At 65.4% G+C, this 24,443-nt stretch carries 24 protein-coding genes; 9 read left to right on the forward strand and 15 right to left on the reverse strand.

Annotated features, from left to right (window positions below; genetic code table 11):
* Positions 1–58 precede the first annotated feature (58 nt).
* Positions 59–730: a FadR/GntR family transcriptional regulator gene (locus MWU77_RS12705; protein WP_247274117.1), complete on the forward strand. Its 672-nt coding sequence runs from the start codon at positions 59–61 to the stop codon at positions 728–730.
* A 29-nt stretch (positions 731–759) separates the two neighbouring features.
* On the opposite strand, the gene MWU77_RS12710 is transcribed toward MWU77_RS12705, so the two are convergent.
* Positions 760–1,395 (reverse strand): trimeric intracellular cation channel family protein, encoded by a 636-nt coding sequence (locus MWU77_RS12710; protein WP_169689399.1) that lies wholly within the window; start codon positions 1,393–1,395, stop codon positions 760–762.
* 30 nt (positions 1,396–1,425) lie between these two features.
* Positions 1,426–2,532, reverse strand: a complete 1,107-nt coding sequence (locus MWU77_RS12715) for a trans-aconitate 2-methyltransferase (RefSeq protein WP_374229860.1) — start codon at positions 2,530–2,532, stop codon at positions 1,426–1,428.
* 117 nt (positions 2,533–2,649) lie between these two features.
* On the opposite strand from MWU77_RS12715, the gene MWU77_RS12720 reads away from it, so the two are divergent.
* Positions 2,650–3,915, forward strand: a complete 1,266-nt coding sequence (locus MWU77_RS12720) for an amidohydrolase (protein WP_247273860.1) — start codon at positions 2,650–2,652, stop codon at positions 3,913–3,915.
* A gap of 5 nt (positions 3,916–3,920) precedes the next feature.
* Here MWU77_RS12720 and MWU77_RS12725 read toward each other — a convergent pair whose 3' ends face one another.
* The 6 genes from MWU77_RS12725 to MWU77_RS12750 form a co-directional block, all read right to left on the reverse strand.
* Positions 3,921–4,805, reverse strand: a complete 885-nt coding sequence (locus MWU77_RS12725) for a LysR family transcriptional regulator (RefSeq protein ID WP_169689402.1) — start codon at positions 4,803–4,805, stop codon at positions 3,921–3,923.
* Positions 4,806–4,810: 5 nt separating this feature from the next.
* On the reverse strand, positions 4,811–5,680 hold the full coding sequence (locus MWU77_RS12730) for a LysR family transcriptional regulator (protein WP_169689403.1): 870 nt from the start codon (positions 5,678–5,680) through the stop codon (positions 4,811–4,813).
* Positions 5,681–5,764: 84 nt separating this feature from the next.
* Entirely contained in the window at positions 5,765–6,526 is a 762-nt protein-coding gene (locus MWU77_RS12735; protein ID WP_169689404.1) for a crotonase/enoyl-CoA hydratase family protein, read from the reverse strand.
* 16 nt (positions 6,527–6,542) lie between these two features.
* Positions 6,543–7,601, reverse strand: coding sequence for an MBL fold metallo-hydrolase (locus tag MWU77_RS12740; RefSeq protein ID WP_169689405.1), 1,059 nt, complete (start codon positions 7,599–7,601; stop codon positions 6,543–6,545).
* Entirely contained in the window at positions 7,598–9,157 is a 1,560-nt protein-coding gene (locus MWU77_RS12745) for a long-chain-fatty-acid--CoA ligase (protein ID WP_247273861.1), read from the reverse strand. The genes MWU77_RS12740 and MWU77_RS12745 overlap by 4 nt, the downstream gene beginning before the upstream one ends.
* Positions 9,158–9,273: 116 nt before the next feature.
* Positions 9,274–9,873 carry a TetR/AcrR family transcriptional regulator gene (locus MWU77_RS12750; protein WP_169689407.1) on the reverse strand — a complete coding sequence of 200 codons (600 nt, stop codon included), beginning with the start codon at positions 9,871–9,873 and terminating at the stop codon, positions 9,274–9,276.
* Positions 9,874–10,012: 139 nt separating this feature from the next.
* On the opposite strand from MWU77_RS12750, the gene MWU77_RS12755 reads away from it, so the two are divergent.
* Together MWU77_RS12755 and MWU77_RS12760 are read left to right on the forward strand one after the other, a co-directional pair.
* Complete coding sequence (locus MWU77_RS12755; RefSeq protein WP_247273862.1) at positions 10,013–11,152, forward strand: SRPBCC family protein; 1,140 nt, start codon at positions 10,013–10,015, stop codon at positions 11,150–11,152.
* Positions 11,153–11,167: 15 nt separating this feature from the next.
* Positions 11,168–11,497 (forward strand): hypothetical protein, encoded by a 330-nt coding sequence (locus tag MWU77_RS12760; protein WP_169689409.1) that lies wholly within the window; start codon positions 11,168–11,170, stop codon positions 11,495–11,497.
* Between the two features lie 65 nt (positions 11,498–11,562).
* On the opposite strand, the gene MWU77_RS12765 is transcribed toward MWU77_RS12760, so the two are convergent.
* From MWU77_RS12765 to MWU77_RS12795, 7 genes are all read right to left on the reverse strand, one after another.
* A complete protein-coding gene (locus tag MWU77_RS12765) occupies positions 11,563–13,059 on the reverse strand; it encodes a TerD family protein (protein WP_247273863.1) in 1,497 nt (498 codons plus the stop codon).
* Between the two features lie 10 nt (positions 13,060–13,069).
* Positions 13,070–14,347, reverse strand: a complete 1,278-nt coding sequence (locus MWU77_RS12770; RefSeq protein ID WP_247273864.1) for a TerD family protein — start codon at positions 14,345–14,347, stop codon at positions 13,070–13,072.
* A 78-nt stretch (positions 14,348–14,425) separates the two neighbouring features.
* Complete coding sequence (locus tag MWU77_RS12775; RefSeq protein ID WP_169689637.1) at positions 14,426–15,223, reverse strand: HAD family hydrolase; 798 nt, start codon at positions 15,221–15,223, stop codon at positions 14,426–14,428.
* A gap of 38 nt (positions 15,224–15,261) precedes the next feature.
* Complete coding sequence (locus MWU77_RS12780; RefSeq protein ID WP_247273865.1) at positions 15,262–16,368, reverse strand: cysteine protease StiP family protein; 1,107 nt, start codon at positions 16,366–16,368, stop codon at positions 15,262–15,264.
* Positions 16,365–17,675 carry a phosphoribosyltransferase family protein gene (locus MWU77_RS12785; protein ID WP_247273866.1) on the reverse strand — a complete coding sequence of 437 codons (1,311 nt, stop codon included), beginning with the start codon at positions 17,673–17,675 and terminating at the stop codon, positions 16,365–16,367. Before MWU77_RS12785 ends, MWU77_RS12780 begins: the two co-directional genes overlap by 4 nt.
* The gene (locus MWU77_RS12790; RefSeq protein WP_374229876.1) at positions 17,672–18,829 is read right to left on the reverse strand and encodes an HpcH/HpaI aldolase/citrate lyase family protein; all 1,158 of its coding nucleotides are present in this window, start codon (positions 18,827–18,829) and stop codon (positions 17,672–17,674) included. Before MWU77_RS12790 ends, MWU77_RS12785 begins: the two co-directional genes overlap by 4 nt.
* Positions 18,830–18,858: 29 nt before the next feature.
* On the reverse strand, positions 18,859–19,980 hold the full coding sequence (locus MWU77_RS12795) for a hypothetical protein (RefSeq protein ID WP_247274118.1): 1,122 nt from the start codon (positions 19,978–19,980) through the stop codon (positions 18,859–18,861).
* A gap of 241 nt (positions 19,981–20,221) precedes the next feature.
* Here MWU77_RS12795 and MWU77_RS12800 point away from each other — a divergent pair, with 241 nt between their 5' ends.
* The 5 genes from MWU77_RS12800 to arsB all read left to right on the forward strand — a co-directional run bounded on the left by MWU77_RS12800 (position 20,222) and on the right by arsB (position 24,434).
* A complete protein-coding gene (locus MWU77_RS12800) occupies positions 20,222–20,797 on the forward strand; it encodes a TerD family protein (protein WP_169689414.1) in 576 nt (191 codons plus the stop codon).
* 116 nt (positions 20,798–20,913) lie between these two features.
* Positions 20,914–21,999: a DUF475 domain-containing protein gene (locus MWU77_RS12805; RefSeq protein ID WP_247273868.1), complete on the forward strand. Its 1,086-nt coding sequence runs from the start codon at positions 20,914–20,916 to the stop codon at positions 21,997–21,999.
* A 107-nt stretch (positions 22,000–22,106) separates the two neighbouring features.
* Positions 22,107–22,766, forward strand: a complete 660-nt coding sequence (locus MWU77_RS12810) for a tellurium resistance protein (protein WP_169689416.1) — start codon at positions 22,107–22,109, stop codon at positions 22,764–22,766.
* A 190-nt stretch (positions 22,767–22,956) separates the two neighbouring features.
* Positions 22,957–23,358 (forward strand): helix-turn-helix transcriptional regulator, encoded by a 402-nt coding sequence (locus MWU77_RS12815; RefSeq protein ID WP_247273869.1) that lies wholly within the window; start codon positions 22,957–22,959, stop codon positions 23,356–23,358.
* Positions 23,359–23,393: 35 nt separating this feature from the next.
* Complete coding sequence (gene arsB, locus MWU77_RS12820) at positions 23,394–24,434, forward strand: ACR3 family arsenite efflux transporter (protein ID WP_247274119.1); 1,041 nt, start codon at positions 23,394–23,396, stop codon at positions 24,432–24,434.
* Positions 24,435–24,443 lie beyond the last annotated feature (9 nt).

Raw genomic sequence — 24,443 nt, forward strand, 5'->3', positions numbered from 1 at the left:
CTACTCAGACAAGCTGAGGAGCTGGAGGGTGCTGAGTCCGGCATGGGAGAATGCCGACATGTCACTCGTCCGTCGTGAGTCACTCGCCGAACAGGCTGCCGACCTGCTGTTGTCGCGAATCAGAGACGGCGAGTGGAACGTGGGAGACAAGTTACCCGGGGAGACGACACTCGCCCCTGCGCTCGGAGTCGGCCGCTCGACCGTGCGTGAGGCGATCCGGCAACTCGCCGGCCAGGGGGTGCTCGTTTCGCGTCAAGGGGCAGGGGTGTTCGTCACCGCCCTCGATATTCCGGAGAACTGGGATGCAGTGCTGCATCGAGCCGACATCGTCGCCGTCATCGAAGCGCGCATCGCGATCGAGGTGGAGGCATCGGCACTGGCCGCTGAACGTCGCACACCGGAGGAACTCGAGGACCTGCGCCGCGCGCTGACCGACCGCGCGCACCACCGCGTCGACGTCGAGAAACACGTCGACACCGACATGGCGTTCCACCGTGGCATCCTCCGTGCGGCGCACAGTCCGATCCTTCTCGAGTTGTTCACTCATTTCGCGCCGCGCAACCGGCGGGCGATGGTCGACATGCTCCGCGACCGAGGCGATCACGGCGATGACGCCGACCAGGCCACGCACGAACGCATCTACGACGCGATCGACTCACGTGATGCCGGGCTCGCAGCCACCCTCACCCGTACCCACCTGAATACGCTCAAGGAGCTGCTCATCCGATGACGCGGCGATGAACGACGGTCGACATCGATCTACGGATCGAGATGTTGTCCGGGTGGTCTCGGAGCATGCAGGGAGAATTGCACGCCGAGCATCCGAATTGCGAAACACAATGCGGCAGAGCTGAGAAGAGCTACCGTTCCACCGAAACCGAGACTGTGGGCGGTGGCGAATCCGGCCGCACCGACCAGCGCGGGAATGGCGTAGAGCTCGCTGGTCAGCACCGTCGGAATCCGCATGACCATGACATCGCGGATCGTGCCACCGCCGACCGCGGTGATCGTGCCGACGATGACGGCCTGCACGACGCCGAAATCCAGAGCCAGGGCTTTCGCGGCGCCGAGGACCGCGAACACGCTCAAGCCGATCGCGTCGAGGACCGTGATGGGAAACGAGAGGCGGTCGAGCACGCGACTCAGACCGAACGCGATCAACCCGCCCGCCGCGGCGATCGCGAGATAACGCCAGTCGAGGAAGGTGGCCGGGGGCAGTGCATCGAGGAGGACATCCCGGATCGTGCCGCCGCCCAGCGCGGTGAACATGCCAAGGGTCACCACGCCGACGATGTCGACCCGTGCGACGCGGACCGCGGTCAGTGCACCGTTGAGGGCGAAGACGAAGGTGCCGGTCAGATCCAGAACGAGCAACAGCGTCGAGTCGGTGGGCATGGTCGTCTGTCTACCGGACGCTGCAGACTTTCACCCGCCCGACAGCCGGTAGAAACGGAAGAAACCGAAATTCTCGATGGGAAGGACATCCATCCGGGCGAATCCGGCCTCGTGCGCATATCGCCGCAGCGTCGCGGGCCGCATGACCGTTCCTGTCCCCACGCTGGGCTGATGGTTCATACCGTCGGGAAGACAGAACATCAGACTGTATCCGTACATGAGCCGCTCGACCTCGTCGCCGGGCGCCGTGAATTCGTCGGCTACGGCCTCGTCCATGACGATCACCACGCCACCGGGAGCCAGTGACCGGCGTGCCGCCGAGAGCACCTCGACGGGCTGCGGCATGTCGTGGATGCACTCGAATGCGAACACCGCCAGGAACGTCGACTCCGGCAGCCCGGCTGCGTCCGTCTCGGTAATCGTGATGCGCTGTGCTACTTCGGGTTCGGACGCGACATTCGACCGGGCCATTTCGACGGTCGCGGCGTCGATGTCGAAACCGTGCACTGAGGCATCCGGGTAGGTGCGCGCGAGCGTGAGAGTGGACCATGCGCCGCCGCACCCGATGTCTGCGATCGCGGCACCAGGGGTGCGCAGCAACTCGTCGAGATCGGGTACGGAGTGCAATGCGCCGGGCAGGGCCTGTTCGAACCACGGACGATTCACGTCGGCCTGGGACTCCCGGGCATCGCTGCCGTACTGCGCCCAGCCGACGCTGCTGCCCGTGCGATACGCCTCGAGCAACGCAGGCATCTGCATGGCACCGCCGGTGAGGATCCGCGGCAGCGGAGTCATGTACGACAGGCTTCGCTCGTCCGTGAGTACTTCCGCACCGGCCGCAGAGAGGGTGAACCGCGGAGGTTCCGCATCATCGACCGAGAGCAGGCCCGTGGCAGCCTGTTGCTCGAGCCATTCCCGCGCATACCGCGGATGCGTGCCGGTGCGGTCGGCAAGTTCGTCTGCCGTCGCAGGTCCGTCCGAGGCCAGACTGCGGTACCACCCGAGCCGGTCTCCGAGATAGATGGAGAACACGTCGATCGCGCCGAGTGTGGCATCGAGGATGCGCTGTGCGAAGTCGTCGACGGATTCGGTTCGGGCAACGGAAGCCGAGGGCTGTTCGGGTATCGATGTGGACATAGCGGTCATCTCCGTGCAGGAGGACGAGTGATTGTTTCCATCGTCGTCCGCGGGCAGGCCTGTGTCACCGGTCGTTCGCCGTCCAAATCATGTCCAGGAGGGCTACCGTGGTCAGGCATGATCTCGTCTTCACGTGCTGGAGCGGTCCTCGACGCACTACCAAGTGTGCGCAGTGGGCTGGAGGACTTCTACCGCGATCTGCACGCGCACCCGGAACTCTCACATCAGGAACACGCCACTGCGAACAAGGTCGCAAGCCGCCTCCGCGACACCGGATACGCGGTGCACGAGGGAATCGGTGGCACCGGCGTCGTCGGGATTCTGCGCAACGGGCACGGACCCACCGTTCTGCTCCGCGCCGATATGGACGCCCTGCCTGTGGCAGAAGCGACCGGTCTCCCCTACGCCAGTACCGTCCGGACGGTCGACGGAGACGGAAATGATGTGCCGGTGATGCACGCGTGCGGGCACGATGTGCACGTCACGGCACTGCTCGGGGCGGCGGATCTGCTCCGGCAGGGCTCCCACCATTGGCAGGGCACCCTGGTGACGCTGTTCCAGCAGGCCGAGGAAACCGGCGACGGCGCCCGTGCCATGGTCGACGACGGCCTCGCGGAACTGCTGCCCGGCGTCGACGTCGCGCTCGCTCAGCATGTCCTTCCGGCACCGGCCGGCGACGTCGGCACCAGATCCGGAGCGGTCCTGTCCGCCGCGGACAGCATGCGCATCACCGTGTACGGGCGGGGAGCGCACGGTTCCATGCCGCAGGCCGCGGTCGATCCCGTGGTGCTCGCCGCGATGATCATCGTGCGCCTCCAGACCGTCGTATCGAGGGAGACCGCGCCCGGCGAGTCCGCAGTGCTCACCGTGGGCAGTGTCCACGCGGGCAGCAAGGGCAACGTGATCCCCGACAGCGCGGTGCTGCAACTCAACATGCGTACCTACGATGAGGGCACCCGCGAGACGATGCTACGCGCGATCCGCAGGATCGTGACTGCCGAATGTCAGGCCTCGGATTCGCCGAGAGAACCGGAATTCGAACTCTACGAACGTTTTCCGCTGACACGCAACGACGGTGAAGTGACCGCAAGGGTGGCGGTCGCGTTCGCGGAGCATTTCGGTGACCGGTACCGGGAACTGCCCCGGCAGACGGCCAGCGAGGATTTCAGCGACATCCCGAATGCGCTCGGCGTTCCCTACACCTACTGGGGTATCGGTGGCATCGACCCGTCGGCCTATCGGAACGCCGTGGAACGCGGCCGGGTCGCGCAGGACATCCCGGTCAATCATTCACCGGCGTTCGCACCGGTCGTGCAACCCACACTGGACACCGGGGTGGAAGCGCTCGTCGTCGCCGCCCTCGCGTGGCTCGCGGAACACTGATCGCTTCAGGTCCGGTTCGTTGCCGTTTTTGCCAGGTCGACGAACGCGCGTCCGGCCTTCGACAGCGCTGCGGGATCGAACACCAGGCCGAATGTACGGGTGAAGGTGGGTTCGCAGGGCCGCACGACCGCAATGTCACGGACGGACTCGGCGAGCGAACGCTCCACCAGCGACCCGCCGACACCCGCCAGCACCATCGGCAGACGCGCCTCGCGGTGATTGGCGAGTGCGGCGATGCGGGGCCGATGGCCTCCCTGGCGCATTTCGTGATCGAACTCGTCGCTCAACGTCCCGCCTCCGCGCGGCACGAACACCATCGGGATGGGGGGCATCGCCGAGAGCGTGACCGGGCCGGGTGGCAGCTCGGTTCCCGGTGGATACACCATCCAGTACTCCTGTTCGCCCAGCTCGATGACGTCGAGTCCGAGCCTGCCTTCGAGCGGCAGATGCGCGACCACGAATTCGCAGTGCCCGTCGCGGATCAACGAAGCCGAGTCGCCCTCGGTGCGGAGATCACCGAAGCGCACCGTGGCTTTCGGGTGAGCACGCCTGAACTGGGCGACCAGATCGATGATCGGGCCGGTTGCGAGCGCCGGGAATACCATCAGGTCGAGACGGCCCGTGACCTCGGCCGACGAGGAGGTCAGCAGCTCTTCGACCCCGGCCACGTCACGCAGGATCTGGCGGCTCGGCCCGATGAGGCTGTGTCCGGCAGCGGTGAGCACCATGCCGCGGCCGATGCGGTGGAACAACTGCACACTCAGCTCGCGTTCGAGGCTGCGCAGCGCCTGTGACACGGTCGGCTGCGCGACGCCGAGCGCGGCAGCCGCGCCGTTGATGCCGTCGTTCTCGACGACTGCGAGGAAGTATTCGATCTGGCGGAATTCCATGGTGTCTACGCTCCCGGTTTCGTGCCGGTTGCGGCAGAGATGAATGCGGCCGCTGCCGGTGACGGCTCCCCGGCTCGCAGAACGAGTCCGACGGGACGGTGCAGCTGCGGGTCGAGGCGCAGGACGGTCGCGCCGGGGATCTGCTTCTCGGCGACCTGCCGGGGCACCACAGTCGCTCCGGTGCCGCGCATCACGAACCCCCAGATGGCAGTGGGGTGGGCGCAATCGACAACGACATTGTCGGAGCCCAGCAGCTCGCCGGTTTTCGCGGCATCGGCGGGTGATCCCAGATCGATGACCAGGGGAACCTTGCGGACGATCTCGCGCGGGACGGGGTCGGGAAGGCCGGCCGCGAGGTCGGGGTGCAGAGCGAGGACCATCTCCTGCTCGAGAAGTGGAACGGTGATCATGCCTGCGTGCTCGGCCGACAGATCGGTCACTCCGATCTCGGCCTCGCCGCGCCGGAGGGCGGAGTGCACACCCGCCGGTCCGTCGGAGTCGGAGATCGACACCATGATGCCGGGGTGGCGGCTTCGGAACCGTCGGACGAGTTCGACGACGGGATGGATCGAGAACGCGGAGTAGGTCACGATCTGGATTCGGCCTGCCTCGAGCTCGCGGACCGCAGCGACCTTGCTCTTCGCGCGTTCGACGTCGACGAGTATGCGGCGTGCCGCGATCTCGAGGGTGCGGCCGTCCTCGGTGAGGGTGAGGCGCCTACCTGTCCGGTCGAACAGGGTGGTGCCGAGCCTTCGTTCGAAGGTGCGGATGGCCTGCGACAGTGATGGCTGTGAAATATACAGAGCCTGAGCTGCTTTCGTGATTCCGCCGTGGTCGATGACGGCCACGAAATAAGTCACGAGATGCAGGTCCACCCGTTCATGTTAGGCGGTCGGCGGATTGTGGTGCCCGGCGGTGCGCACGAACGCACCGCCGGATGCTCCATCGGGAAGCTCTTTCTATGCGCCTGTCCAGACCGGAGCACGCTTCTCGGCGAATGCCTTGGCGCCTTCCTGAGCATCGTTCGATGCGAACACGGGGTCGATGAACTTGCGCTGCGCGACGAACGCGTCGGGGTCGGTGTACTTCGCGGACATCGCCACGACCTGCTTGGTTGCCTTCACCGCGAGCGGTCCGTTGGCAGCCACGCGTGCAGCGAGTTCCTTCGCGACGGTCAGCGCCTCACCCGGTTCGGTGACCCGGTTGACGAGACCGTGCTGCAGGGCGACCTCGGCGGTGAGCGGGTCGCCGGTGATGGCCATCTCCATGGCCAGCGGGTACGGGAGGATCTTCGGCAGGCGCAGCAGGCCACCGGCCGCGGCGGCGAGGCCACGCTTGACCTCGGGGATGCCGAACTTCGCTTCGCGCGACGCGACGATCAGGTCGGCGGACAGCGCGAGTTCGCATCCGCCCGCGAGTGCCCAGCCTTCGACCGCGGCGATGAGCGGCTTGGTGGGCGGTGCCTCGGTGATGCCGCCGAAACCGCGACCGGGAATCGAGGGGCGCTCACCGCGCGAGAACGCCTTGAGATCCATGCCGGCGCAGAACGTTCCGCCCGCGCCCGTGAGGATGCCGATGGTCAGGTCGGGGCGTGCCTCGAATTCGTCCATCGCGGCGGCGAGTGCCTCGGACACCTCGAGGGTGACGGCGTTCTTGGCCTCGGGGCGATTGAGAGTGAAGACGGCGATGCCGTCGGCGAACTCGGTGAGAACAACGCTCATGTCTGCTTTTCCTTCGTTACTGGTCGGCGACGGGTGTGGCGAGACTCCATCGAGAAGGAGTCCCTCCATCAGAGAGAATGACATTTCGTTCGGAAAGAACGATCAGGTGGGCCTGTGTCTCGCGGACGGCGAGCCGGAGCAGCCTCGGGTCCATCGCATCGATCGGCCGCGACCAGGTGATGTGCGTGGTGACCTCCCACGCCGTCGACTCCGGGCGTGCCTCGATCGCGGCGCGGATCTCCTCGAGACGATCGTCGTGGTGTCCCATCAGTTCCCGGGCGCGCTCGGCAACACCGCGGAACCGGTATTCGTGTGCGGGCAGCACCTCGCAGTCCGGCAACGAGGTCGTCGCATGCAGCGACAACAGGTACCGATGCAACGGGGACTCGAGTTCGCCAGGACCGGACGAGATGTTCGGGCTGATGCGCGGCAGCATGTGGTCGCCACTGAACAGCAGGTCGTGGTCGCGGTCGACGAAGGCGAGGTGGCCCGGAGTGTGCCCGGGTGTCCACACCGCCTCGATGTTCCATCCGGGCAGGTCGAGGCGATCGCCACCCGACAACACGAAATCGGCCGACTCACCCGCCTTGAACCGGACGAGGTCAAATCGGGGTGCCGCGACGACCTCCGGTGGAGCGCCGAGGTCGGTCAGATCCACCCGCCAGGCTTCCACGTCGGCGGCCACATCGGTGGGAGTGAAGTGGCCCAGTGCTGCTGCCTCGGCGGTGTGCATCGCGATCGCAGCGCCCGTGGTCTCACGTAGTCGAGGAGCGAGACCGAAGTGGTCGGGGTGCAAGTGTGTGATCGCCGCATACCGGACGTCGGAGATGTGGTGGCCGGTCGAGGCGATGCCGTCGACGAGAGCCTGCCAGGACTCCTCGGTGTCCATGCCGACGTCGATCAACGCGAGTCCGGTATCGAGTGCGAGTGCGTAGATCAGGACGTAGCGCAATGCATTTCCCGGCATGGGGACGGGAATCGACCACAGCCCCGGCCGCACCTCCTCGACCGGTGGGAGGGTCTTTGCGGCCCACGCCTCGCGCTGGGCGACACCGATGTCTTCGGTGATGATCATGATGTTGCCTCCACTCGGGTGCCGAGAGTGTCGCGCAGAGTGCGCTTGAGGATCTTGCCGCTCGCATTGCGCGGCAGTTCGGCGACGATATGAATCCGCTGCGGCTTCTTGTACGACGCGAGCCGACCCACCGTGAACGCGATGAGTTCGGCTTCGGACGGGCGCTCGACGCCGTTCACCAAGCGCACTACCGCCGTGACCGCCTCGCCCCAGCGCTCGTCGGGTAGGCCGACCACGGCGACCTCCGCGACAGCGGGATGCTCGGCGAGTACCGCTTCCACCTCGACGGGGTACACGTTCTCCCCGCCGGTGATGATCATGTCCTTCACGCGGTCGGTGACGAACAGGTAGCCGTCCTCGTCGATGTGGCCGGCGTCCCCGGTGCGCAGGAATCCGTCGGAGGTGTACAGCGACGCGCTCTCGAGGTCGCGGCGCCAGTACCCCGAGACGTTGTTGCGCGATCGCGAGACGATCTCGCCGGTTTCGCCTTGCGGAAGTGCCACGCCCGTGACGATGTCGCGGATCTGCACCTCGGTGCCTGGAAGCGGCGTGCCTGCGGATCGAAGGAGATACGTGCGTGGACCGTGCGGGTCGTGGTCTTCGGCGCGCAACGCGGTGAGTGCGCCCATCGTCTCGGTCATCCCGTAGCGCTGCACGAGGCGGCATCCGAGGGTGTCCATGGTGCGCGCGAGCATCGTCGGAGTGATCGGTGACGCCCCGTATGCGACCACCTTCAGGCTCGACAGATCGTAGTCGGCGAGGTCGGGCAACTCGAGGATCATGCCGATCGCGGAGGGCACGAGAAATGCGTGGGTGACGCCGTACTCGGCGATCGTCGCGGCCACCAGCGCGGGGCGCATCTCGCCGAGCAGCACCAGATGCAGACCCGCGGACAGGCATGTGCTGGTCCATCCGGAACCGGCAATGTGGAACAGGGGGAGGGCATTCAACGACACCGAATCGTCGTCGAACTCGTAGAGCTCGAAGTTCTCGGGCACGTTGTAGAGGTTGCGATGCACGGCGACAACGCCTTTGGGTTTTCCGGTGGTGCCGGAAGTATAGAGCTGCAGGACCGCGGTCTCAGGGTCGTCGCCGAGGCCCGGGTCGGTGTCGTCGCCCGATGCGACAAGTTCGTCCCAGCTGCGGGCACCGTCGAGGGATGCCTCACCGACAACGATGGTGCGCACATCCGGAAGCGCGGCGGCGACAGCGCGGGCGGCGTCGGCGAAGTCTGCCTCGACGATGAGCACACCGAGCTGCGCGTCCGCTGCGATCCACGCGATCTCGTCGGGGTTGAGGCGCCAGTTGATGGGGGTGAAGACGAGTCCGGCCTTCGCGCAACCGACGAATGCCGCCGCGCCGGGTAGACCCATGCGGAGCAGTGCACCGACCCGGCCGGGTGACGTCGCCAGCGCGGTCAGTGCTGTGGCCACCTTGTTGGTGTACGAGTCGAACTCCGCGTACGTGAGGGTTGTGCCTTCGGCCGTGACCGCAGGCGCCGACGGCTGGGAGACCGCCAGCTGCCGGATACGGTTGGGAAGGTGCAGTTCGCTCACGAGACACTCCTGGTCGACATCTGTCCACACGGACTACCGGTCCGGGGATTCCCAGTCGATCACGACCGTGACGACGGCGACAAAGACCTGCGACCGCATCAAGCGATAGGGCAATCCTATGTGCGTCGGTCGGTGCGTCCGGGTTCACCGACGACCGACGTCACGAGGCTGTGCACAGCGTGGGCGAGTCGTTCGGTCTGTCCCGCCCGGATGTGCTGCAGGATCACATCGGGGTTCAGGGCGCCGAGGAGTAGACGACCGAGGACGGTGGCGTCGACGTCGGGCCGCGCTTCTGCCAGCAGTGCGGCGATGTGTCGCGCCCAGAACACGTTGATCTCGTCTTCCTGAGCTTCGCTGGTGGAATTGCCGTACGCGATCATGAGCTCGACGTTGTCGACGATGAGCCGGAACATCGCATCGAAATAGGCCAGGAGCCGGTCGGGTGCAGGTGCTCCCGGGCCGAGGGGCGGCTCACCGTCGGTCACGGCATCACGCAGGTCCAGGGCGCGCTCGCGCACGAGTTCTCGCATCAAGCCCGCACGGCTTCCGAAGCGGTGGAAGATCGTGCCCTTGCCGACGCCTGCCGCTGCCGCGATCTGGTCGATCGACACGTGCTCGGAGCCGTGGGCGGCCAGGAGGGCGTCGGTGGTGTCGAGGATCGCGCGACGATTGCGTGCTGCGTCGCTCCGCTCCTTCTTCGGCTGTGGATCCGCCATCGTGAAGCCTTCCGTTGACAACTGGACCGTCGGTCCATATCGTCGGCTGCACGTCGAATTGGACCGGCAGTCATGTTATCGAGTCCGGCCCGAGACACTGCATCGCACAAGCGTCACCGGTCGGAAGGACCTGGAGAACATGTCGCACTTTCCGAAACCAGAAGAAGGAAGCTGGACCGCGCACTACGGAATCGGTACGACGCCGATGTCGTACGAGGATTCGATCAGCCCCGAACACTATGACCTCGAACGCGAGGCAATTTTCAAGCGCTCGTGGCTCAATGTCGGTCGTATCGACCAACTCCGGAACGACGAACGCCGCTACACGCAAGACATCGTGATCGCAGAGGTCACCGTGCTGATCATCGAAGACACCGATGGGACGATCGCTGCCTGCCGATTCCCGATCGGTGAAGACCCATCCACAGCCGACCTCACTCCCGTCCAGGTCGACGTGTGGGAAGGGTTCATCTTCGTCAACCTCGACGACTCGAACACGAACCCGCTGCGCGAGAGCCTGGGCAAGTTCGCGGCCGGACTCGAAGGGTTCCCGTTCGGTGAACTCACCCAACGGTTCACATACCGGTCGGAGGTGGGAAGTAACTGGAAGCTCTACATCGACGCGTTCGCCGAGTTCTACCACGCCCCGGTTCTCCACTCGAAGCAGTACGTGACGGAGGAAGCGCAAAAACTCCAGGGCTACGGCTTCGAAGCCCTGCACTACGACGTGGACGGCCCGCACGGAATGGTGTCGTCGTGGGGCGGAATGGCTCCGCCGAAGGACCCTTCGATGGTCAAACCCATCGAACGTATCCTGCGCAGTGGCAATTTCGGTCCGTGGGACAAGCCCGACATCCCCGGTCTCGCCGATCTGCCCACCGGACTCAATCCCGCTCGGCATCCCTCGTGGGGCCTCGACTCCTACGTGTTCTTCCCGAACTTCATGCTCGTCATGTGGGAGCCGGGCTGGTTCCTGACCTATCACTACTGGCCGACCGCGTACAACCGCCACATCTTCGAAGGCACTATGTACATGGCGCCGCCTCGCAACGCCACGGACCGCTTGCGTCAGGAGATCGCTGCGGTGACGTTCAAGGAATTCGCACTGCAGGATTCCAACACGCTCGAAGCGACCCAGAAGATGCTCGAAACCCGTGTGGTATCGGAATTCCCACTGTGCGATCAGGAGATTCTGCTGCGTCATCTGCATTCGTCGGCGCAGAAAATCGTCGACGAGTACCGGGCGACGCACACCCCTGCAACGGCCTCGGCCGGATAGGAAGTCAAAGCCGCTATGACACAGTTGCTTCCCGAAGAGTTCTCCGACCTCGAGCCGTGGGCCGACTGGGCGCTACCGACCGAGGCGCAGCGCTACGGCCGGCGTCTCGAGAGCACGATGCCCGAACTGCAAGCGTTCTACGACGCAGCTCTCCCCCGGCTCGCCGATGCCGCAGCGTATCTCGACACGTTCGACCTCGAGAACCTGCCCGAGGACGCCACCCGGCTCCTGCACGTCTGCTACTCGTTGATCAACATCTCGTTCCCCGTGGAGGCATGGCATCAACCCCGAGTGCCCGACACGGGGGCTGCGAGTATGGATGCGGTGCTAGAGCCGGTGCCGTGACCGTAGCCGAAGGGGGTGTTGTGTGCGGAGATTCGACGAAAGTCGCACACAACCTCCCCTTCGCGCTACGCCGTGCCGAGGGTTGCGACCACGCGTCGCAACAGGACCGCGTCGGCGGGAATCACATCGGGAGTGAAAGTCCAGTCGTTGCCGGTCCACGGATCCGCGAAATGCCCATCGTCACTCGACGGTAGGTGCTGGGATTGTTCGAGTAGCGCCCGGTATGCGGGATCATCGACCACGGAGTCGGCTGCGCCGGCGATCACGATCGAGATGTGCTGCGCACCGGACAGCTGGGTTAGCCGAATGATCTGAATGAGGTCGGCGCTGCTGTATCCGTGAGGCATGCCTGCCAATACGAGAACGCGCGGTTCCAAGTGTGCTGCAGCAGGATCGGTGGACATCGACAGGGCTGTCAGCTCGGCGCTGTCGGCCAGGCCCTTCAGTTTCGCCGCGACACCCCCGATACCGAGGACGGGTGGTCCTGCGAGCACCGGGGCAGTCAGCTCCCTGAGCTCGACGAGCGCACCCGCAGGGTCGATGACGTCGATACGTGTGCCGGGCTGCGCGGCGAGCAGACGCAACGCGAGTGCAGTGACGATCTGCTGTGAGGCCGCATCATCGCCGTCGATCCACAGCGGCCGGCGCATGGGCAACGGCACGCACAGCGGCACCCGGAGTGTTCCGCGTTCGGGTGCCGATAGCTCGCCCACTCGGATTCCGTCACTGGTCGTGCGCAGTGTGTTCCAGGCCGGGGACGTCCACGATGCCAGCGACGCGTGAAGCGTGACGTCGATTGCGCGGAGTTCGTCGGTGAGACTCGCAGTGTCCTCACGGTGCCGCTTCTCCGCGGCAGCGTTCAGTTCCTCACACCGTCGGTGGGCCAGTGCGCGTGCTGCTTCCGCTGCCGCGCCGGTGCGGGTCGCGGGATCGGAGACTGCGGCGGAGAGTTCGTCGTCGAGGCGGTGCTGCGCATATTCGTGGGCCGCCACGTAGGCCGCCGCGGATCGTGAGGCATCCTCGAAGATCTTCCACAACCACTCGAACGACGGTGTGGCATCGCTCGTGGCGGGTGCGGATGGCTGCAGCTGCTCTCGCGGCGGCGGATCGTCGTCGACCTCGACTCCGTGCGCGGTGAACATCTCGCCCAGACCACCTGCATAGCCCTGACCGAGGGCCCGCATTTTCCAGTTTCCGCTGTGCGGGTAGAGCTCCCAGCACAACAGTGCGGTTTCGGTGCCCGATGGTTCCACATCGAATGCGGCGAGCGGTGCACCCGCCGGATCTGTCAACGAGGTGGAGACGGCGACGGCCGAATCCGTGCCCACCGCGCACAACACGCGAGCACCGCTGCGCAGGGCGTCCAACTCGACGACGATCGCGTCGCCGTCGAGTCGAACGCCCTGCGTCCGAGGCTGGTTGTAGAACACGACGTCGTCCGACGAAGCGACCTGCAGGCGGTCGTCGACCACGAACGCACACAGGTCGGTCGGGATGTCGGCCGAGACGGTGAAACGGACGGCTCGGGCTGTCAACGGAGCGTTCTGCCCCGGAGAGAACACTCCGTTCACGTTACGACGCCAGGAAGCGACCGAGCTGCGGCGCAGCCTCGCCCGGATGCTTGGCCTGGATGCCTTCACCGATGGCCTGCAGTTTCCATTCGCTGCCCTGGCGATACACCTTTGCCATCACCATGCCGGTGAACGGCATTCCGCCCTGAAGCGTGTAGCGGGCGAGTTCGTCGTTGGTGGTGCCGTCGACGAGGCGGCAGAATGCGTTCTGGACCTGCTCGAAGGTGTGGCCCTTGTATGAGGTGACGATGAACATCACCGTGTTGATGTGCGGGGGCACTCGTGTGAGGTCGACGAGGACCACCTCGTCGTCGCCTGCGCCCTCGCCCGTGAGGTTGTCGCCCTGGTGCTGGATCGAGCCGTCTTTCGCGGTGAGCTGCCCGTAGTAGGCGACGTCGACGATGTTGTGATCGGCGAACATCACCGCCGACGCATCGAGGTCGATGTTGGCCGATCGGCTGCCGAACAGGCCGCTCTTCTTGACGGGGTCCCAGCCGAGGCCCATCCGCAGGAAACTGAGTGCGACACCGCCATCCTTGCGGAGCGTGACCTTCTGCCCCTTGACCAGACTCACCGGACGACTCTTCGTCAGGCTCACCTCGGGCGGCCCGGTGGGCGTGGGGGGTGCCTGGTTGACCTGCTGCTGAGGTGGCGCGAACTGTTGCTGCTGCTGTGGGGGCGGGTTGTAGGCAGGCGGCGGGGGCGCCACGGGTTGTGCAGGCGGCGGGGGTGCCACGGGTTGCGCAGGCTGCGACGCAGCGGGGGTTGCCGGAGCATCGTCCACGGAAACGCCGTGATCGGTCACCAGCGCCGCGAACCCGCCGGCGTAACCCTGCCCGACCGCCCGGACCTTCCAAGCGCCCTGGCGGCGATACAGCTCGAGCGCGATCACGATGGATTCAGTGCTCAGGCCCTCGATCCGGTATTCGTAGAGCACCGTGCCGTTCGCGTCGGACACTCGCGCGGTGGGAGGCGCGAAGCGCCCGAAGCTGCTCGACGCGTCGTCGAGGGTGATCACTGCGCGTACCTGCTCGATATCGGCCGGAACCGCACCGAGCGACACCGCGAGCGACGCGGCCTGTCCGGGCGCACCGGGCACAAGGTTGACACCGGGGCCTGTGGGCTGGTTGAAGAAGACGAAGTCGGCGTCGGATCGGACTTTGCCGTCGGCCTTGACCAACAGTGCAGACAGGTCTGCCGGTGTCGTCAGTTCCAGGGAAACGACGACGTCGTTTGCGCTGAGGGGGCCGTTCTGGCCTTTGGCGAGCGGGCTGGACAAATCGAAGTCCTCACTGTGTCGGCGGGTGGACGGTTGAGCATAGGGGCGGGGTCGGCGGTGATGACACCGCCACCAACTCTACGAAGCGACGGGTACTGCTGTTGACCGGGTGAACCAGGTGAGGATCTCTTCACCGGCCGTGATGCCCGTGCTCTCCGTGACGGTAAGCGTCGGATGCTGCCAGTTCATGGACTCGAGCTCTCCATGCCGGGGGCGTATCGCCGAGTCGGCGGACGCGAGCATCTCGGCATCGAGTGCACCGTCGCCTGCCGCGAACACCTGCGCGCCAGAGGCGAGCAGTCCCGCATCCGTCAGCCGTCGGTGCACCTCCGCGACTGCGCGGCTCTTGCACACGGGGTCGGGCATCGAGTAGATCTTGCGTCCCTGCTGTGAGGCATTCCAGCCGTGACCCGCACACCACGCGCTCCAGTCGCTCATGAAGCCCCGGGGCTGGGCGGCGACATCGACGACGAGATAACAGAACAGGTCCTCGGCGATCCGGAGCTTCGAGACCCAATCGTCGGATATGCGTCGCCTGAGCTCCGTGACGACCTCGTCGAGGCTCGCGGAGGATGCGCGCACCGTGTCGTCGATGCCTCGCCGCCAGCTCACATCGGCGTCGCCGTCGACGAGGATCGCTCCCCCGTTGCTCGTGATGGCGTACGGCCAGGGACCGCCAGGGAGATCGATGCGGCGGAACTGTTCGGGAGTGCGCGTGGTGGTGGGCACCACCGGCAGAGTCGCGGCGAGTTCCCGGAGCCCCAGCGCCGCTTTCTCGGTCACATACGACAGCGGAGCACCCTCGTAGTATTCGACGCACACGAGCCCGCCTGCGGCGAAACGGTCTTCGCCCATCGCGCCGCGCGAGTAGATCATCGTGCGATCGAGATCGGTTGCGATGAGCGCGGTGGCGGTCACGGGAGATCCTTGATCAGGCCCATGCACGAATAGGCGAGGTCGGGGACTTCCACCACGGGCACGTCCCGAGCCGAAGCGAGCATCCGGATGTGGGCGTGTTCGTCGGCGTGGATGTCGCGCACGAGTACCTTCCACGGGACGCGCCGCAGGAGTACACGTGTGGTTTCACCGACACCGGGTTTGACGAAGTTGACACTGGAGATGCCGAACTGGATGCGGACCTTCTCAACCGATTCCCAACCGGCCCAGGTGGGCTCGCGGTCGGAGTCCGAGACCTTCCTGGCCTGCGCAACGGCAGCACCGCGATCGCCGAACTCGGCGGCCACGGTGTCGAGAAGGACACCGGAGACGTCGTCTCGTGCGAGTTCGGCATAGAACTTGGCGCCGTGGAATTCGCCCGGTGCGATGAAGTCGTCGTTGAGTACGGTGCGTGAGACGAGGCCGGACACGGTCGAGTTCAGACATGCCGACGCGATGAGGAAGTCGTCGCGTGTGCCGAACGTGCGCACGCAATGTCCGGGGTCTGCGAGTACTGCGAGATCACTCGACAGGACCGGACCGCCAGAGGCGCTGTACTCGGCGAGCGCTGCCGCGAGCTCCCGTGCGATGGCGCCCTTTCCGGTCCAGCCGTCGACGAACACCACGGATTTCGGGTCATGATGTTCGGTGATGTAATCGAGTGCTGCCCTGTCGATTCCGCGTCCGCGCACGATAGAGACGGCATAGTGCGGAAGATCGAGGTCGTGATGCTGCTGTGCCCAGCGCCGGATGAGAATTCCGATCGGGGTGCCTGCCCGGGCCAGCGACACGAGGCTCAGGTCGGTGCCGCGTTCGGCGAGCAGCAACTCGGTGACGGTGCCGACGGCCTGCGCAAGACGGGGCGCGGTAGTGGCGAGGGCCTTGTCGAACAACTCACGGTAGGCGGCGTCGGGTTGGTACTCGATGGGGAGGGACTCGGCGTAGTGGGCAAGTCCCGCCTGGATTCTGGCCTCCCGCTCGGTGATGCCGCCTTCGAGGTCGACGTGGGACAGGTCCTTGAGGAGCCAGCTCACCTCGTCGGCGGCGTACGACCCGAAATCGGGCCCGGTCAACGGTGTGGTCACTTGTTGTCCTCCCTGACACGACCTTCCCTGGATCGGCGCAACTTCACCGGATCCGTGGACGGCACCACGGCGACGAGTACGTCTTCGCCCGCTGCCGTCAGTACATCGAGTATCCCGCCCGGGCCACGCAAGCGTTCGGTGTCGGCCGGGTCGTCGATCACCAGGATCAGTTCGGGACGCGCGTCGGCGTCGGTCCACTGCGCGTTGTACAGGTAGCGAGGTGATTCCGCTTCGAGGCCGACGTCGATGTATTCCGGTGCGGCGAAGGTGAATCCTCGCCGCAGTGGATATCCGGGAACATCGAGGACATACGCAGGGGACCGCGTGGTGGTCTGAAACCGTGTTGGTGTTCCACGTGAGGTGAGTGCATCCGCAAGCCGCAACGGCAGATACATCAGTTCCTCGTGACCGATCACGATCGCCGGACGGGTGGTGTCCCGCGCGTCCGACAGCGCATTGGCGGCGGCGGTGATGGCGATGTCGAACGCCGGGACGTCGGCACGCAATACGCCGTGCCGACCGCCGTCGGGCACGTGATCCGGCCACGGCAATGTCACGAATCGACTGATTCCCCGCTGTGGTGCAACGGGATTCAGGTCCGGATCGGGGAGTGCCGTCACACGCGCGGTCAGGCCGTCGGGGACTTCGGTGTGTCCGCAGGCGAGGCTCACTTGATCGATGTGAGCGCCGAGTTCCTCGGCGACGGCAGCGGTGCGCAGGCGGTGTCCGTCCGAGCGCATATCGACCAGGGACGCGACGACGTAGCGCGGCCGCGGTTGCTGCCGGTGCAGGGCCCGGATCGCGTCGAGTGCGGTGGCGCCGGTGGAGATCTCGTCGTCGACGAGCACCAACGGTGCAGTGTTCGCGAACAGTTCTCCCGAGGTGGGCTGCAGCAGGTGCGATGTGGCGTGCGAGTGGCCTTCTTCGAATCCTGCGAACACGTCGGCACCGGGAACGTGGCGGCGCGTGGAGTGCAGGTAGCACGCCGCCGCCAGCCTGTCGGCAACACAATGGCCCAATCCCGTTGCGGTTTCGGCGAACCCAAGTACAACCGCATCGGAGGCCTCGGGGCCGAGGACGTCGGCGACCAGCTCGCCGAGCCTGTTGCCCGCGGCCAGCACCACAGCGGGATCGGTGGGCAGGTGTTTGCCGAGCACCGTCGAAACCAGCAGGTGTGCGCGGCGCGGGTTTCGGCGCAGGCCCGGCTCGACCAGTTCGAGGACGGTGTATCCCGTCGACGTCAGGTCATGATGCAACTCGAGCCCGAATGTCTCTGTTGCCCAGCTGGGACGAAGTGTGTCGGTCATCGGACCACCAGTGCAGTCAGCAGGTCCACGAACGAGACTCCTTTGTTGGTGACCCCGAAAACGGATGCGCGTACCAGGGTCTGCTGTGCCCAAGTTCGGTGCGGCCGACGTTCGTTCATCTTGTTGCCGTACCCGGACGCTCGGACACCGCCGGTGTCGACTTCGAGAATGTCGATGGCATCGTGGTATTCCTCGTGTGTCACCGCGGACAATGCGTGTACTGCCGCGACATGCGACGGATGGATCACGGTCTTGCCCTGGATGCCGTTGGCGCGGTCGAGCGCGATCTCCCTCAGCAGCCCGTCCAGGTCGCGACTGACGAGCTGTTGCCGGAAGAGCACGGCGTCCTGCTCCTCGAACGGAGTGGCCCGGAGCATCGGCCGGAACATCCGCTCGTGGTCGGCGAAGTACTCCCAGACCGGGCCCGTGATGACGAATCCGGTGCCGTCGGTGCGGCCGAGATAGTTGACGATGGTGGCGATCACATCTACGACGACCCGCACGTCGTAGATGGTCAGGTCGCGGTCGCGCCGAATTCCGAACGTCGCACACATGTCGGTCGCCCCGACTCGGACGGCCAGCACCTGCTGCCGGAATTCGGCGAGCAACTGTGAGATGCCGCGCAACTCTTCGTCGCGGGTCTCTCGGTGCACCACCGAGGTCGATTCGATGACCGGCATTGCGTACAGATGCTTGCGGAGCCGGTCGGATGCGCGCACCACTGCTTCGAGGAACTCGCGGCCACCGACGGAATCGAACTTGGGCAGCACAAACCCGGTGAGCACTCGCACACCGTCGCCGAGGATGTCCGCGATGCGGTCGATGCTGTCGGCCGTGCGGACACGGATGAACAGAAGCATCGGGTCGTCACCCTGTGCGGCAAGCTCGTCGAGAGTGGCGACCGCGTCGCGAAGTCCCTGCTCCACCTCGTGATCGGCGACGGCATCCTCGAGATCGAGGACCATCGACGTGACGCCCTCGCTCGCCCGGCGCAGGATCGTTGCGGTCAGGTCGCTGCGGGTCGCGGGCACGTACAGCGTGGCACCGAGAGCGACCGCGAGGCGCTCGCGGTCGTCACCATCGCCGAACGACTGCGGCGCACGAAAGAACAACCTCTCGAGCGTGGTCCGATCCAGGTGGTGAAAATGGCGCATCGTCTGCGCCTTCGTGAAAGTTGCCCCCGTCATCGGCCGTTGGCCCGTCCTCTCATTCGTTCTACCACTGTGGCGATGAAATCCGACACCGCATCGAGATCGCGCACGTAGGCCCAGTAGTCCGGGTGGACGCCGGTGAGCGAATCGACCGCCCTGTCGATCCGGTCCAATTGAGCGTCGAGAACCGACCCCCACTCCGCGGTCAGGTCACGCTGCACGGCAAGCAGCTGCGCATCACGCAAGCGGAACCGCACCTCGTCGACCTTGGCCTCCGGATTCTTCCGGACGGCGCGCAAAGTCGCCAGTCGGTCGGTTACGGCATCGACGAGTTCTTCGGCGGCGGCGAGATCGACGCGGACCTCGGTGGCGAGATCAAGTGCGAGTTCGGGCCGGGCGTCGTCCGCGGTTCGGCGTGCTTCGCCGAGGCGTGCGTCTGCGCGCTCGAGGAGTGCCTCGGCCTGTCGGGCATTGTCGGACAGATCGGCCGAGCTCGCGGCATTGAATTCACGGAGCAAGGACGAATATGCAGGTGGCAGACCCTCTGCCCGGGTACGCACTGCGTTCAACCGGGTGGTGACCGACGCCACGGTGTTGCGCGCCTCATTCTGACGTCCGGGGGCGTCGGCCAGAGCCTGCCGCAGAGTGTTCGTGGCTTCCTCGACCGCATGTGCTCCTGCGCGCAGAGCGCTGGTACCGCGAGCGGAGTCCAGGGAACGCAGCGCGTTCTCGAGTGTCTCGGTGGCGATAGCCACCGATCGATAGTGCGCGAACGCTGCGCGTTCGGGGGCCTGCAACGACTCGAGCGCGACTCGGGCTTCCGCCCGAACCCGATGTGCAAGTTGGGGAACCGTCTGGGCAAGTGCGGAAACATGCTCGAGGTGACCGCGATTGTTCTCGTAGAATTCATCGAGAATTCTTGTTGCGTCGCCTATTCGACGAATGGCGTGTTCGTAGTCGGCCGTCGACGCCAATTCCTGGTCGGGTTCGGTGTGCGCGAGTTGTAGGTATTCTTCGGCTGCGCGATAGCAGCTCTGTCTGATCGGTTCCCACTGCCGGCGCAGATTCCGCTCGGGAGCGAGTTCGTGAGACTCGGCAACGCCTGCTTCGGCGACCGACTGACGTCGATCCATATCGAGGAACGCAGCCACCATCGCGTCATGGGCACGACGAGCTGCGGGGTCTTCGGAGTTCCCGCCGCCGAAGAGGCGGCGCGTCCATCGGCTCGCCACAAGACCGAATGGTACTGGTCGCCCGGTCTTCGCCACCGTGGCCCGCAACACTGGGCACAGTGGACAGGAGCGTACTTCATTCCCACCTATTACTGTGGTGGAACACGCGCGAAAACCGGACGTACCGCCTCGGTGCGTCGACGACCGATCGAAAGGACCCCGCATGGGCGTCAGCTTGACCAAGGGTGGAAACGTCTCCTTGACGAAGGAAGCCCCCAACCTCACCGCAGTTGCGGTCGGCCTCGGCTGGGACGTGCGTACCACCACCGGCACCGACTTCGACCTCGACGCGAGTGCCATTGCGACGGGCGCCGACAAGAAGGTGGTCTCCGACCAGCACTTCGTCTTCTTCAACAACATGAAGTCGCCCGACGGCTCCATCGAGCACGCCGGCGACAACCGCACCGGTGAGGGCGAAGGCGACGACGAGGTCATCAACGTCGACCTGGCTGCCGTCCCGGCGAACATCGAGTCCATCTTCTTCCCCGTGTCGATCTACGACGGCGACGCTCGCAGCCAGTCGTTCGGCCAGGTCCGCAATGCCTACATCCGCGTCGTCGACCGCGCCAACGGCACCGAACTGGCCCGCTACGACCTCAGCGAAGATGCCTCCACCGAGACCGCCATGGTGTTCGGTGAGCTCTACCGCCACGGCGCAGAGTGGAAGTTCCGTGCGATCGGCCAGGGCTACGCCTCCGGCCTGTCGGGCATCGCCCGCGACTACGGCGTCAACGTCTGACAGTCGCCGATAATCGGATCCGGTCCTGTGCCTCGATGCCGGGACCGGATCTGCATTCGCCGGATTGCAGTAACCACCCTGCATAGCCCTGAAGTCGAAAAGAAAGGCCACGCTTCGTGGTACTGCGAATATTCGGTGCGTCCTTCGCCGTCACCGTCGTCTCTCTGGTGGTTGCCTTCCTCTATGGCGGCCCCCAAGCCCTGTTCCTCTGTGTGATCCTCGGCATCCTCGAGGTATCGCTCTCGTTCGACAACGCGGTCATCAACGCGACCGTCCTGCGGCGGATGAGCGAGTTCTGGCAGAAGATCTTCCTCACCATCGGCATTCTCATCGCCGTTTTCGGTATGCGTCTGGTCTTCCCGCTGCTCATCGTGTGGGTTGCGTCGGGCCTCGGACCGATCGCAGCGTTGGACCTCGCGCTCAATCCCCCGGCGGATGGCGCTGCGTACTTCCCCAACGGCGATCCCAGCTACGAAACGTTGATCACCGACGCCCACCCGCAGATCGCGGCGTTCGGTGGCATGTTCCTGCTGATGCTGTTCCTGCACTTCATCCTCGAAGAACGTGAGATCAAGTGGCTGGAATGGCTCGAGCGGCCATTGGCGAAGGCAGGCAAACTCGATCAGCTCGAGGTCGTCATCGCGGTCGTGCTGCTCCTCATCACGGCTACGGTCATCGCGCCGGACGACAAGGTCTCGACCGTGATGATCGCTGGTGCACTCGGCATGATCACCTACATTGCGGTCAACGGCCTCGGCGAGATGTTCCATATCCCCGAAGAGGACGAGGAACCGACCGGCGGGCCGAGCGGCCTCGCGAAGGCAACCGGTAAAGCCGGCTTCTTCCTGTTCCTCTACCTCGAGGTCCTCGACGCCTCGTTCTCGTTCGACGGTGTCATCGGTGCTTTCGCCATCACGTCCGACCCGATCATCATCGCGCTGGGTCTCGGCTTCATCGGTGCCATGTTCGTCCGGTCGATCACCATCTACCTTGTCCGCAAGGGGACGCTGTCCGAGTACGTCTACCTCGAGCATGGAGCCCACTGGGCGATCGGTGCGCTCGCACTGATCCTGCTGTACTCGATCGGTACTCATGTCCCGGAGCTCATCACCGGCCTCGTCGGCATCGTCCTGATCGGTGCGGCGTTCGGGTCGAGCATCTACCGAAACCGCAAGGAAGCGAAGGCGGAAGTGTCCGTCTGATCGCACTGAGCCCGATGGGAGCCCCCGACCTGATTTCGGGCCGAGGGCTCCCATTTTCCGTATCCGGCACCTGCACACCTGCACACCACTCAGTGAAAGGCACGCACATGGCCATCGACTACAACAAGAAGCCCGAGCAAGGGTCCAGTGGAGTGAACCTCAGCAAGATCAACCTGACGAAAGAATCCCCGACCGTCAGCCTCAGTAAGGGCGGTGCGGGACAGGGCGTGGTCCGCGTGAATCTCAACTGGTCGCGCGGTGAGCAGAAGAAGGGCTTCCTCGCCAAGCTCACCGGTGCCACCGGCGGGGTCGACCTCGACCTCGGGTGCCTCTACGAGCTGGCCGACGGTTCGAAGGGCGTCATCCAGGCGCTCGGGAACAGCTTCGGAGCGCTGAACTCCGCGCCGTATATCCACCTCGACGGCGACGACCGCACCGGCTCCGCCCAGGGCGGCGAGAACATGCACATCAACCTCGAACGCCCCGAACTGTTCAAGCGCGTGCTGATCTTCGCCATGATCTACGAGGGCGCAGCGAATTGGGCCGCCGTCGATGGCGTCATCACTCTCACCCAGCCTTCGGGCCAGGAAATCGAGGTCCGTCTCGATTCGCCGAACAACGGCGCCCGCATCTGCGCGATCGCGATGCTGCAGAGCACCGGGCAGGGTGTGACTGTGCAGCGTCTCGTCGAGTACGTCAACGGCAGCCAGTCCGACCTCGACCGTCAGTACGGATGGGGCATGCAGTGGCAGGCCGGGCGTAAGTAGGCGCGTTCACCCGTTTCCCGCCCGCCAGAGCGAATGTCGCTGTGGCGGGCGTTCGGGTCCGCACGCCTGCGGTCAGGAAATCGGTCCGAAAGCGCCTCGGCCGCACCGGGCCGACGATGCGTTCGCGGTAGGCGGCCTTCCGGGATGAACTCGAGTTGACGCTTGAATTGATGATGGTCAATATAGACATATGTCGAATCAGCTGCCGAGTGAGGGTGAGCCGTGCTGCCCACCCCTGTCGCGTGAGCCCCTCACCTCCGATTGGGCCGGCGACCTGGCCCGCATGTTCAAAGCCCTCGGTGACCCGGTGCGCCTGCGCATGCTCAGCATCATCGCCAGCCACCAGGGCGGCGAGAGCTGTGTGTGCGACATCAGCCCCGCATTCGACCTGTCGCAACCGACCATCTCGCACCACCTCAAGGTGCTGCGCGAAGCCGGCCTGCTCGACTGCGAACGTCGCGGCACCTGGGTGTACTACCGGGTGATCCCCGCCGCGCTCGAACAGCTGTCCGCGGTGCTCGCCACCGAATCCGGCGTGCTGCCCACCTCGGCCTGCACCCCGGCCATCGTCCTCGAGGAGACCCACTCGTGACCACCACTACCGACAAGCGGTCCGTCGCCGGCAAGATGTCGACCCTCGACCGCTTCCTGGCCGTGTGGATCGGCATCGCCATGGTCGCCGGCCTGCTGCTCGGCCGGATGATCCCCGGGCTCGGCGACGCGCTCGGCGTCCTCGAGATCGACAACATCTCATTGCCGATCGCCCTCGGTCTGCTGATCATGATGTATCCGGTGCTGGCGAAGGTGCGTTACGACCGACTCGACACCGTCACCGGCGATCGTAAACTGTTGATCTCGTCGCTGATCCTCAACTGGATCCTCGGGCCCGCCCTGATGTTCGCACTGGCCTGGTTGCTGCTGCCTGACCTGCCCGAATACCGCACCGGCCTGATCATCGTCGGTCTGGCCCGGTGCATCGCCATGGTGATCATCTGGAACGACCTCGCGTGCGGTGACCGCGAAGCCGCCGCCGTGTTGGTCGCGATCAACTCGGTGTTCCAGGTGCTCATGTTCGCCGTCCTCGGCTGGTTCTACCTGTCGGTGCTGCCCGGGTGGCTCGGCCTCGAGCAGACCACCTTGGACGTCTCGCCGTGGCAGATCGCCAAGTCGGTGCTGATCTTCCTCGGCATCCCCCTGGTGGCCGGGTTCCTCACCCGCCACTTCGGTGAAAAGGCCAAGGGCCGCACCTGGTACGAGGACACCTTCCTGCCGAAGATCGGACCGTGGGCGCTCTACGGGTTGCTGTTCACGATCGTGGTCCTGTTCGCCTTGCAGGGTGAGCAGATCACCTCGCAGCCGCTCGACGTCGTGCGCATCGCCCTGCCCCTGCTGGCGTACTTCATCCTGATGTGGGGCGGCGGGTTCCTGTTCGGCGCCGCGATCGGTCTGGGCTACGAGCGCACTACGACCCTGGCATTCACCGCGGCAGGCAACAACTTCGAACTCGCCATCGCCGTGGCGATCGGCACCTTCGGCGTGACATCCGGACAGGCGCTGGCGGGGGTGGTCGGCCCACTCATCGAAGTGCCGATCCTGGTTGCGCTGATCTATGTCTCGTTGGCGCTGCGCAAACGCTTCGCCGACCAAGCCACCCCCACCGCGCCGTAGCCCGAGACG

Source organism: Rhodococcus sp. F64268 (assembly GCF_023015605.1).
In the GTDB taxonomy this organism is placed as follows: Bacteria; Actinomycetota; Actinomycetes; order Mycobacteriales; family Mycobacteriaceae; genus Rhodococcus.